This is a genomic window from Nocardioides sp. (assembly GCF_036274455.1).
Taxonomy (GTDB): Bacteria; Actinomycetota; Actinomycetes; order Propionibacteriales; family Nocardioidaceae; genus Nocardioides.
Genome location: NZ_DASUFR010000238.1, coordinates 1 through 9,765 on the forward strand (window position 1 = coordinate 1; position 9,765 = coordinate 9,765).

Below are 9,765 nucleotides of genomic sequence, written 5' to 3' on the forward strand. Positions count from 1 at the left end.
GTTCGCCTCTCGTTCCCCGACGGCTGGCTCGAGGAGACCAACCGGCACAACCTGGGCAGCCAGCTGCGCAAGCTGGCCCGCGCTGTACGCAAGCAGCCGCCCGCCTGACCCAGCGTCGGTGCGGACCAGTCCGACGACCGCTCATCGACGGTGGCTGAGGTGCGAGGCGCCCCAGCGCCGAGCCTCGAAGCTGCGCGAGTCGGGACTGGGACCCGCCCGGGGCCGATCCTGCGGTGGCTGAGGTGCGAGGCGCCCCAGCGCCGAGCCTCGAAGTCTGGTGGGCCGGGGCTGGGACTCACCCCGGGTGTCCACCCTGAGGAGGCTTCGAGGCTCGGCCGTGACCGGCCTCACACCTCAGCCACCGTGGCGGTGCCGACCCACGTCGGTGGCTGAGGTGCGAGGCGCCCCAGCGCCGAGCCTCGAAGCCGCGCGAGCCGGGGCTGGGACCCGCCCGGGTGCCCACCCTGCGGAGACTTCGAGCCGGGGCTGGGACCCGTCCGGGTGCCCACCCTGCGGAGGTCTCGACAGGCTCGACCCGCGGCGGGCATGTCCCGGCCGAGGGCATACCTCGCCCATGGTCGCCTCCCTCAGCTGCCGCCGGCCACGAGCACGGCCAGGTCGCGCTCGGCGTAGTCGCGATGCCGCCACTCCTCGCTGACCTGCGCGCTCAGGCAGCGCCGCACTGACCACAGCCCGGCCTTCGGGTGCCCGGTGCCGACGCATCGACGCTCCTCGTCGAGCTCGGCGTCGGTCAGCTCCCCGAGCACCCGGTCCACGGTGGCGAGCCGCTCGTCGCGCAGTGCGAGCACGTCGGCCAGCTCCGCGCGTTCGTCGGCGTCGGCCAGCGCCGTGACCCTCGTCATCCCGGTGGGTGGCAGGTCGAGGTGGTGCCACGGGTCCTGCTCGCCCAGGATCCCGCGGCCGACCCACGAGTCGGTGACGAACAGCAGGTGCCGCAGGGTCTGCACGAACGACCACTCACCGTCGACGCGCACGTGCAGGAGCTCCTCGTCGAGCGTCCGCGCCGTGACGAGCGTCTGGGTCCAGCGCTGCTGCGCCTCCACCCACGCGGCCCGGAAGCCGTCGGCGTCCCCCGGGTGCGGCCCGTTCATGTCGGTATCCTCGCGCCCGGGTCTTCGCGGGGGCGGGCCGACCTGGCTAGGTCCGGGCGCCGAACGCGGCGTTGACGTCGCCGGTCCGGACGATGTCCTTGCCGAGCGGGAACAGCGAGACCGGGATCAGCTTGAAGTTGGCCAGGCCCAGGGGGATGCCGATGATCGTGAGGCAGAGCAGTGCGCCGGTGAACGCGTGCCCGATCGCCAGCCAGATGCCGGAGAAGATGAACCACAGGACGTTGCCGATGGCAGAGCCCACGCCGGCGCCCGGCTTGTCCACGACCGTGCGCCCGAACGGCCACAGCGCGAAGACCCCGATGCGGAACGACGCGATGCCGAACGGGATGCCGATGATCGTGATGCACCACAGCACTCCGGCGAGCAGGTAGCCGAGGAACATCCAGAAGCCGGCAAGGACCAGCCAGAGCAGGTTCAGTAGCAGCCGCACAGGTGCACCCTCCCACGGTGCGACCGTGGGACGGGCCCCTGGCTCAGCTCACTTCGACGGCTCGGGCGTGTTGCAGCTGACCTTCGGATTCACACCCATGTAGTTGAGCGGTCCGGCGATGATGGTCAGCGCCGTGTCGCTGGCCTTCTTGCAGTTCACGTCGCGGTTGTCGCCGAAGTAGCCCCGCTGGCCGGCGGCCACCACACCGATCACCAGCCAGATGACGATGACCGCACCGATGAGCATCCTCATGTTCCCCTCCTGGCGGAGCCGGTACCCGAGCGCAGGCCGGCTAGTCGGCCCGGACGGCCCGCACCGAGAGGAGGGTCGCGTTGAGGTCCCGCAGGCCGGCGAGCAGCCCGTGCAGCTGGGCCTGGTCGACGAAGCTCGCGGCGATGCTGGTGGTGCCGTCGCCGTTCCGGCGCAGGGCGACGTCGCCGAACCAGTCGGCCCAGCGGTCGTCCAGGTGTCCGTCGACCACGATCTCGTACGCCGTCGGCGCGGTGCCGTTCACGACGCCCACCCTGCCGCTGCCTTCGCCCGGCGGCGGGCCGGTCGGCGGATCACCCACTCGGCGACGGCCAGGTTGATGAGCCAGCCGGCACCCTTCAGGAGATCACCGCGGTGCTCTCCGGAGCCGACGAGTGCCTCGCCGATCCCCTCGGTGAAGACCTGCGTCCCGGCGGCCAGACCGATCGCGTAGGCGCGCATCATCCAGGCCCGGTGGGCCGCGACGTCGCGGCGCCGGATCGAGCTCACGCCGAGGACCACGCAGCCGGCCATCGCGGACGCGACGACGAGCCGGAGCCCGAAGAGCAGGTCGCCGGTGCCCGGCTGCGGGGGGTAGACCAGCGTTATCCAGAGCGCGGAGCCGGCTACCGCGAGCCCGGCGACGGCCAGGACCCGGCCGCTGCGGCGGTGCCAGGCCAGGTGCCGGCGCCGGAAGCGTGGAACGAACTGGAAGGCGCCCAGCAGCGCGTAGACCGCGGCGCCACCGATGTGGACGACCAGCGCCACCGGGAAGGTGCCGAACCGGTCGTCGGCCGGCAGCACCGCGGGCCCTCCGGCGAGCTGGACCAGGCGGAGCGTCCCTGCGACGAGGGGGATCGCGCTGAGGGCGACCAGAGCGGCCGGGACGGGCCAGCCGGCCCGGGTCCCGACTGCCGGGATCGCGACGGCGCCGGGGGTGGTCATGGCACGCAACGTAGGCAGCGACGTGGTCAGCGGACATCACCACGTGATGTGAGTGGGCTGGTGATCTTCTGCGGCGCTCAGCGCCGGGACAGCAGGCCGAGCTGGTGGGCCCGGCTGACCGCCGAGCGGCGGTTGTTGACGTCGAGCTTGGTGTAGATGTGCTTGGTGTGGGTCCGCACCGTGTTGAGTGACACCACCAGCTCGCGGGCGATGGCCGGGCCGTCGAGCTCGGAGGCGAGGAGGCGGAGTACGTCGAGCTCGCGGTCGCTCAGCGGGTCCAGCAAGCCGCCGTCGTGCGCCGTGGTTGGGCTGACGGGCACGGTGGTCCCGACGGCTGGCCCGGCCTCGGCGAGGAGCCGCCGCACGAACGCCGACCCCGGCCGGCGGGCCGCCAGCGCCTGCAAGGCAGGTGTCAGCGCTGCCCCGGCGTCCACGACGAACCGAACCCAGCCGTCCGCCTCACCGAGGTCGACGGCGTGCTCGAGCGCGGCCAGCGCCGCGGCCGGCTCGCCCGCCGCGGTGTGCGCCCGGCTCCGGACGACCTCGATCTCGATCACGGTGCCCAGCCGTCCACCGGCCTCCGCGGCCGCCAGGAGTCGCTCGAGCAGGCCGATCGCCCCGGCGAGGCGCTGCTCGGCGAGGAGGACCCGCGCCAGCGTGAGGTGCTCGTACTCGCGGAGGTAGGACAGCTCGTCCTCGGCGGTGAGGCCGTGCCGGCGCGCCCACCCCGCGGCCCCTGCAATGTCGCCGGAGGCGAGCAGCACCCGCGCGCGGGTGGCGTGGATGGGGTGCACCGGTGGCGAGAAGTCACCGACGTAGACCCGCTCCGCCTCGTCCAGCAGCTCGAGGGCGCCGGCGTGGTCCCGGCCGGCCGTCCGGAGCCGGGCCAGGGCGACCCGCCACCGGTAGGGGTGCTGCGGCAGCCCCGCCGACTCACCGAGCTCGTCGGCACGACGCAGGAAGCCGGCCGCCGCGTCGAGGTCGTTGCGGTGCCACGCCGCCCGGCTGAGCCCGACGAGCATGTCTGCCGTCCCGCGCATCACCGCAGGGGGTGGAGGTCCGTGCCGCTCGGCCAGCCCCAGGGCACGCTCGAGGGTGCGCTCGGCGTCGCCGAGCCGCCCCAGGGCCAGCTCGAGGTCGGCGATCGTGACTGTGCAACCCAGCACGTCGGCGATGTGCCCGGCCCGGGCGAGTCCCTCGGCCGCCGTGACGTAGCCGCGGTGTGCGGCCTCGAGGTCGCCGCCGGCCCAGTGGGCGAGACCGGCGAGAGCCGCTCCCGCCGAGGTCGTGACGTCGTCACCGTCGGCGGCCGCCTCGACGGCCCTCCGTGCATGGACGACGGTGCCGGCCAGGTCTCCGCCGACCAGGGCGAGCCCGGCCCACCACGTCTCGACGGCACCGGGCAGCCGGGCGAGCTCGTCGGTGTCGACGACCACGAGCTCGGAGGCCGGCCGGACCAGCAGCTGCTCGAGCTCGCGCAGCCGCTGGTCGACGCCGGCGAAGTGGTTGCTGGCCATCAGGGCCCCGATGAAGCCCGCGGCGAGCACCGGCCGGTCGCGGACGACGTCCTCCGGCAGGTCGTCGACCCAACGCCGGATGACACCCTCGCGGCGCTCGCGGCGCAGCCCCGGGAGCGCCAGCTCGACGAGGTCGGCCGCCCGCTCCGGGTCGCCCGCGGCCAGCGCGTGGCGCACCGCCTCCTCCGGCTGGCCCGCCTCGGCGTACCAGCGGCTGGCCCGGCCGTGCAGCTGCGGGATTGCCTCCGGCCGTTCCTGCAGCAGGCGCGCCTGGAGCATGTCGGCGAACAGGTGGTGGTAGCGGTACCAGCGCCGCTGGTCGTCCAAGGGCACCACGAAGAGGTTGCGGCGCTCCAGCGACTCGAGCATCGCCGCGCCGCCGGTCGTCGCGGTGACCGCGTCGCACAGTGGCCCGCTGAGCCGGTCCAGGACCGCGGTGTCGAGAAGGAAGTCACGGACCTCCGGCGGCTCCTCGCCGAGGACCTCCTCGACGAGGTAGTCAACGACGTAGCGGTCGTCGCCGGCGAACCCGGCGATGAACCCCGACGGGTCCGCCCGGTCCCGCAGCGAGATCGCCGCGAGCTGCAGGGAGGCGATCCAGCCCTCGGTGCGGTGACCGAGGGCGGCCACGTCGCCGGCCTCGAGGGACCGGCCGGTCGCCGCGGTGAGGAACGCGGTCGCCTCGGCGTCGGTGAAGCGCAGGTCGGCGGCGCGGACCTCCGTCAGCTCACCACGCGCCCGCAGCCGGGCGAGCGGCAGGACCGGATCCGCACGGGTGCTGATCACCAGCCGCACCTGGGGCGGCAGCCGCTCGATCAGGAACGCCATGCCGGACTGGGTGTGCGGACCCTCGGCGAGGTGGTAGTCGTCGAGCGCGAGGACCACGTCGTCGGGCAGCACGCTGAGCTCGTTGAGGACCGCGGCCAGCGCCACCTCGACGGGTTGCCCGGCTCCGAGCGCGGTCAGCCCTGCCGAGCCGGCGCCGGGCGCCGCCCGGTCCACCGCGGACAGCACGTAGGTCCAGAACGTCTCCGGCTCGCGGTCGCCGGCATCGAGGGACAGCCAGGCGACTCGGGCGCCCGTCGCCGCGGCGTGCTCGGCCAGCCAGGAGCCGACCAGCGTGGTCTTGCCGAAGCCGGCCGGGGCCGAGACCAGGGTGAGCCGGCTCCCCCGGCCCAGCTGCTCGTCGAGGCGCGGCCGCGGGACCGACCCGCCCCGGCCGTGCGGGAGGAAGAACTTGGTCTCGACCAGCGCGAGGGCCATCACGACTCCTTGGGCGTGGCTCGCGCGTGCATCCGCTCGCCGGGCCGGCCGAAGATGCTCAGGACCTCGGCAGGCCCCTCTCCGGTGCTGCCGAACCAGTGCGGCAGCCGGGTGTCGAAGTCCGCGGCCTCGCCCACCTCGAGCACCAGGTCCTGGTCGCCGAGGACGAGCCGCATCCGGCCGGCGAGCACGTAGAGCCACTCGTAGCCGTCGTGGGTGCGCGGCTCCGGAGTGGACTGGCTCGCCGGGATGATGATCTTCCACGCCTGGACCCCGCCCGGGTGCCGGGTCAGCGGCAGCACGGTGCGGCCCTTGACCCTGCGCGCCTTGAGCCGGACCCGTGGGTCGCCGACCTCCGGTGCTCCGACGAGGTCGTCCAGCGGTACCCGGTAGGCCTGGGCGAGCGGCAGCAGCAGCTCGAGGCTCGGCTTGCGCTGGCCGTTCTCCAGCCGGGACAGCGTGCTCTTCGAGATGCCGGTCCGCTCGGCCACGTCGGTCAGCGTGATCCCGCGGTGCTCGCGCACCCTGCGCAGCCGCGGACCCACCAGGTCCAGGGCGGAGGCGATCGGATCGGGCTGCGTCACGAGGTCATGGAACGTGAGATTCCCGGAAACAGCAACAGTTGTTGTCGCGAGCTCGGTCGGGCGCGACCCTCGAGCCATGAACGACTACGACGTGGTGATCATCGGCGGCGGCGCCGCAGGTCTCTCCGCTGCCCTGGTCCTGACCAGGGCCCGGCGCAAGGTCGTCGTCATCGACGCCGGCGAGCCGCGCAACGCCCCCGCCGCGCACATGCAGGGCTACCTGTCCCGCGACGGGATGTCGCCGGCGGAGCTGCTGGCGGCCGGGCGCGAGGAGGTCCGGTCCTACAGCGGTCACGTCGTCAGCGGGAGCGTCACCTCGGTCCGTCCCCGCCCGGACGCGGGGTTCGAGGTGGCGAGCGACGACGGCAGGGTCGTGGGCGCCCGGCGGGTCCTCGTCACCACCGGGCTGCGCGACGAGCTGCCGGACCTCCCCGGAGTCCGCGAGCGCTGGGGTCGCGACCTGCTGCACTGCCCCTACTGTCACGGCTACGAGGTCCGCGACCAGCGGCTGGGCGTCCTCGGCGGCACCCCCGAGGCGGTCCAGCACGCGCTGCTCGTCCGCCAGTGGGCCGACGACGTCGTGTACTTCGCCCACACCCAGACGCCCACGCCGACCGAGCGCGAGCAGCTGCTGGCCCGCGCGATCGGCGTGGTGGAGGGGCCGGTGTCCCGGCTGGTCGTCGAGGACGACACCCTGACCGGCGTCGAGCTGGCGGACGGCCGGACCGTGCGCCGGGACGCCGTGTTCGTCCGGCCCGGCTTCGTCCCCAACAGCGACCTCCTGGCCTCGCTCGGCTGCGCCACCCGCGACGACGGCTGGGTCGTCGCGGACCCGGCGGGGCGCACCAGCGTGCCGGGCGTATGGGTGGCGGGCAACGCGGCCAACCCGCGTGCCCAGGTCATCACCGCGGCGGGCGAGGGCTCCGCGGCCGCGATCGCCATCAACAACGACCTCGTCGAGGAGGACGTGCAGGACGCCGTCCGCGACTTCCGGTCCGGGCTCCCCGCCTGACCGGCCACCACCCCATCCCTAGCTCACCAAGGAGAAGCGTCATGACCGAGATCCGCACGACCCCAGTACCGCCACCGACCAAGCACCAGCTGGCCCTGATGATCTGGGTCGCTGTGTTCCCGACCCTCACCGTGCTCAACCTGGCCTTCGGCGACGCCCTCGCCGGGCTCCCGAGCGTGCTGCGGACCTTCGTGCTCGCCACCGTCGCGGTCCCGATCGTCATCTACGGCGCCATGCCCCGGCTGCACCGGCTCCGCGCCCGGCTGCTCACCCGCGCGGTTGCCTGAGACCCGCGAGGACGCCCCCGGCCCGTCGGGCCGGGGGCGTCCGTACGTCGTGGCGGCGTCCTCGAATCACCCTCCTGCTCACCACGTGTGGTGACGACCGGTCACCACGTCGCTCCATAGCTTCGCGCCACTCGGACCCGACACCCGAAAGGCATCCACCATGAACAGGTTCACCCGGACCGTCGCCATGGCGAGTGCGAGGCACCCCTGGCGCACGATTGCGAGCTGGGTTCTCGTGCTCGTCGCCGTCCTCTTCCTCGCCGCCAGCGGCGGCGGCACGTTCGCCGACGACTTCTCCGCCAAAGGCAGCCAGAGCGAGCGCGCGATGCGGCTGCTGACCGCGAGCTTCCCCGAGGCCGCCAAGGGCAAGGTGCTGGTCGTGCTCGCCGCCGACCAGGGCTCCACCCTCGACGCCCACGGTGCCCAGGTCGAGTCGGTTCTCTCCGACGTCGCCGACCAGGACCACGTCGCCTCGGTCGCCGACCCGTTCGCGGCCGGCACGGTCTCCCCGGACGGTCGGATCGCCTACGCCGAGGTGACCCTCGACGTGCCCGAGCGCCAGATGGGCAAGCCCGCCTTCACCGTCCTCTCCGACGCCGTCTCCGCCATGGGCGAGCCGGACGTCCGCGTGGAGCTGGGCGGCGACGCCGTCTTCCTCAACGCCGAGGACAGCAGCACCGGCCACGTCGGCATCGGCCTCCTGGTCGCGCTGGTCCTCCTGCTCGTCGTCTTCGGGACCCTGGTCGCCGCGATCCTCCCGATCGCGATGTCGCTGATCGCGGTCGGCGCCGGCATCGGGGGCATCACGCTCCTGGCCGGCGGGATGGACGTCTCGGCCTCCGCCATCCCGGTGGCCGGGCTGGTCGGCCTCGGCGTGGGCGTCGACTACGCGCTGTTCGTCGTCTCCCGCTACCGCGAGAACCGCACGGCGTACGCCGACAACCGCCGCGCCCTCTCCGACGCGATGACCACGTCGGGCGCCTCGGTCGTGTTCGCCGGCGGGACGGTCGTCATCGCCACCGCTGCGCTGGCCATCACCGGGCTGGGCGTGCTCACCTCCATCGGCCTCGCGACGTCGATCATGGTGTTCTCGGCGGTCGCCGCCGCGATCACGCTCCTCCCGGCGCTGCTGGCGCTCCTGGGCGACCGCATCGACAAGGGCCGCGTCGGCCGCCGGCACCGCACCGCCAAGCCGGCCGAGGACACCGCCTGGTGGCGGTTCGGCCACCGCGTCTCCGCTCGGCCCTGGCCCTACCTCGTCGGGTCACTCGTGGCCCTGCTCGCCATCGCGGCCCCGGCGTTCTCGATGCAGACCGCGTTCCCCGCGGCCGGCGACGCCCCCGCCGAGACCACCCACCGGCAGGCCTACGACCTGCTCGCCGAGGGCTTCGGCGCCGGGATCAACGGGCCGCTGATGGTCATCGCCGACCTCGGTGCGCCCGGCGTCGACGCCGACGGCATCGCCGGCGTGACCCGTGCGATCTCCGGTGTCCCCGGCATCGCCTCGGTCGGCGAGCCCGTCACCTCGCAGGACGGTGGCACCGTCGTGTTCACCGCCCTCCCGACCACTGGCCCGGCCGACCCCGACACCTCGGCCACCATCGAGCGGGTCCGCGCGGTCATCCCGGACAACGTCTACGTCTCCGGCATCACCGCGGTCACCGACGACCTCAACGCCCAGCTCAGCGACACCCTCCCCCTGTTCATCGGTGCCGTCATCGCCGTGTCGTTCCTGCTGCTGATGCTGGTGTTCCGCTCGATCGTGGTGCCGCTCAAGGCCGCGGCCATGAACCTTCTGTCCATCGGCTGCGCCTACGGCGTGATCGTCGCGGTCTTCCAGTGGGGCTGGGGCGCCGAGCTCCTCGGTCTCCAGGGCCCGACCCCGATCACCTCGGTCATCGTCGTGATCATGTTCCCGATCCTGTTCGGGCTCTCCATGGACTACGAGGTCTTCCTGCTCTCCAGGATCCGCGAGGAGTACGACCGCATCGGGGACAACACGGAGTCGGTCGCCCGCGGCCTCGCCGGCACCGGTCGGGTGGTCACCTCCGCCGCACTGATCATGGTCGCGGTCTTCGGCAGCTTCGTGGCCAGCCCGGTGCCGTCGCTGAAGATGCTCGGGCTCGGGCTCGCCACTGCGATCCTGGTCGACGCGACCGTGGTCCGGATGGTGCTCGTCCCGGCCACGATGGCCCTGCTGGGCAAGGCCAACTGGTGGCTCCCCAGCTGGCTCGACAAGGCGCTGCCGGTCGTCTCGGTCGAGGACCAGCCCCGGCAGGAGACCGACGCCGACGAGACGGCGTACGCCCCCGCCCCCTCCCTCGGCTGACCCGAGCCGGGGGGGG

Annotated in this window: 10 protein-coding genes; 3 read left to right on the forward strand and 7 right to left on the reverse strand. The window is 73.4% G+C overall.

The features are described 5' to 3' along the window. Positions 1-587 precede the first annotated feature (587 nt). From VFV89_RS22750 to VFV89_RS22780, 7 genes are all read right to left on the reverse strand, one after another. Positions 588-1,112 carry a DinB family protein gene (locus tag VFV89_RS22750; RefSeq protein ID WP_329708272.1) on the reverse strand — a complete coding sequence of 175 codons (525 nt, stop codon included), beginning with the start codon at positions 1,110-1,112 and terminating at the stop codon, positions 588-590. 46 nt (positions 1,113-1,158) lie between these two features. Beyond that, positions 1,159-1,563, reverse strand: coding sequence for a YccF domain-containing protein (locus VFV89_RS22755; RefSeq protein WP_329708273.1), 405 nt, complete (start codon positions 1,561-1,563; stop codon positions 1,159-1,161). A 48-nt stretch (positions 1,564-1,611) separates the two neighbouring features. Next, positions 1,612-1,815 carry a hypothetical protein gene (locus tag VFV89_RS22760; RefSeq protein ID WP_329708274.1) on the reverse strand — a complete coding sequence of 68 codons (204 nt, stop codon included), beginning with the start codon at positions 1,813-1,815 and terminating at the stop codon, positions 1,612-1,614. Positions 1,816-1,855: 40 nt separating this feature from the next. Next, complete coding sequence (locus VFV89_RS22765) at positions 1,856-2,077, reverse strand: hypothetical protein (protein ID WP_329708275.1); 222 nt, start codon at positions 2,075-2,077, stop codon at positions 1,856-1,858. Beyond that, entirely contained in the window at positions 2,074-2,757 is a 684-nt protein-coding gene (locus VFV89_RS22770) for a DUF2306 domain-containing protein (protein ID WP_329708276.1), read from the reverse strand. The genes VFV89_RS22765 and VFV89_RS22770 overlap by 4 nt, the downstream gene beginning before the upstream one ends. Before the next feature lie 77 nt (positions 2,758-2,834). After that, positions 2,835-5,537: a LuxR C-terminal-related transcriptional regulator gene (locus VFV89_RS22775; RefSeq protein WP_329708277.1), complete on the reverse strand. Its 2,703-nt coding sequence runs from the start codon at positions 5,535-5,537 to the stop codon at positions 2,835-2,837. After that, the gene (locus VFV89_RS22780; RefSeq protein WP_329708278.1) at positions 5,537-6,121 is read right to left on the reverse strand and encodes an XRE family transcriptional regulator; all 585 of its coding nucleotides are present in this window, start codon (positions 6,119-6,121) and stop codon (positions 5,537-5,539) included. The genes VFV89_RS22775 and VFV89_RS22780 overlap by 1 nt, the downstream gene beginning before the upstream one ends. A 76-nt stretch (positions 6,122-6,197) precedes the next feature. On the opposite strand from VFV89_RS22780, the gene VFV89_RS22785 reads away from it, so the two are divergent. The 3 genes from VFV89_RS22785 (at position 6,198) to VFV89_RS22795 (ending at position 9,749) form a co-directional block, all read left to right on the forward strand. Further along, complete coding sequence (locus tag VFV89_RS22785; RefSeq protein ID WP_329708279.1) at positions 6,198-7,133, forward strand: NAD(P)/FAD-dependent oxidoreductase; 936 nt, start codon at positions 6,198-6,200, stop codon at positions 7,131-7,133. 41 nt (positions 7,134-7,174) lie between these two features. After that, complete coding sequence (locus tag VFV89_RS22790) at positions 7,175-7,420, forward strand: hypothetical protein (RefSeq protein ID WP_329708280.1); 246 nt, start codon at positions 7,175-7,177, stop codon at positions 7,418-7,420. A 160-nt stretch (positions 7,421-7,580) separates the two neighbouring features. After that, positions 7,581-9,749: an MMPL family transporter gene (locus VFV89_RS22795; protein WP_329708281.1), complete on the forward strand. Its 2,169-nt coding sequence runs from the start codon at positions 7,581-7,583 to the stop codon at positions 9,747-9,749. Positions 9,750-9,765: the final 16 nt, after the last annotated feature.

Excerpts from the sequence above, each read along its gene's own strand:
- VFV89_RS22750 (WP_329708272.1), bottom strand. The coding sequence starts at position 1,112 with ATGAACGGGCCGCACCCGGGGGACGCCGACGGCTTCCGGGCCGCGTGG.
- VFV89_RS22760 (WP_329708274.1), bottom strand. The coding sequence starts at position 1,815 with ATGAGGATGCTCATCGGTGCGGTCATCGTCATCTGGCTGGTGATCGGT.
- VFV89_RS22770 (WP_329708276.1), bottom strand. The coding sequence starts at position 2,757 with ATGACCACCCCCGGCGCCGTCGCGATCCCGGCAGTCGGGACCCGGGCC.
- VFV89_RS22775 (WP_329708277.1), bottom strand. The coding sequence starts at position 5,537 with ATGGCCCTCGCGCTGGTCGAGACCAAGTTCTTCCTCCCGCACGGCCGG.
- VFV89_RS22785 (WP_329708279.1), top strand. The coding sequence starts at position 6,198 with ATGAACGACTACGACGTGGTGATCATCGGCGGCGGCGCCGCAGGTCTC.
- VFV89_RS22790 (WP_329708280.1), top strand. The coding sequence starts at position 7,175 with ATGACCGAGATCCGCACGACCCCAGTACCGCCACCGACCAAGCACCAG.
- VFV89_RS22795 (WP_329708281.1), top strand. The coding sequence starts at position 7,581 with ATGAACAGGTTCACCCGGACCGTCGCCATGGCGAGTGCGAGGCACCCC.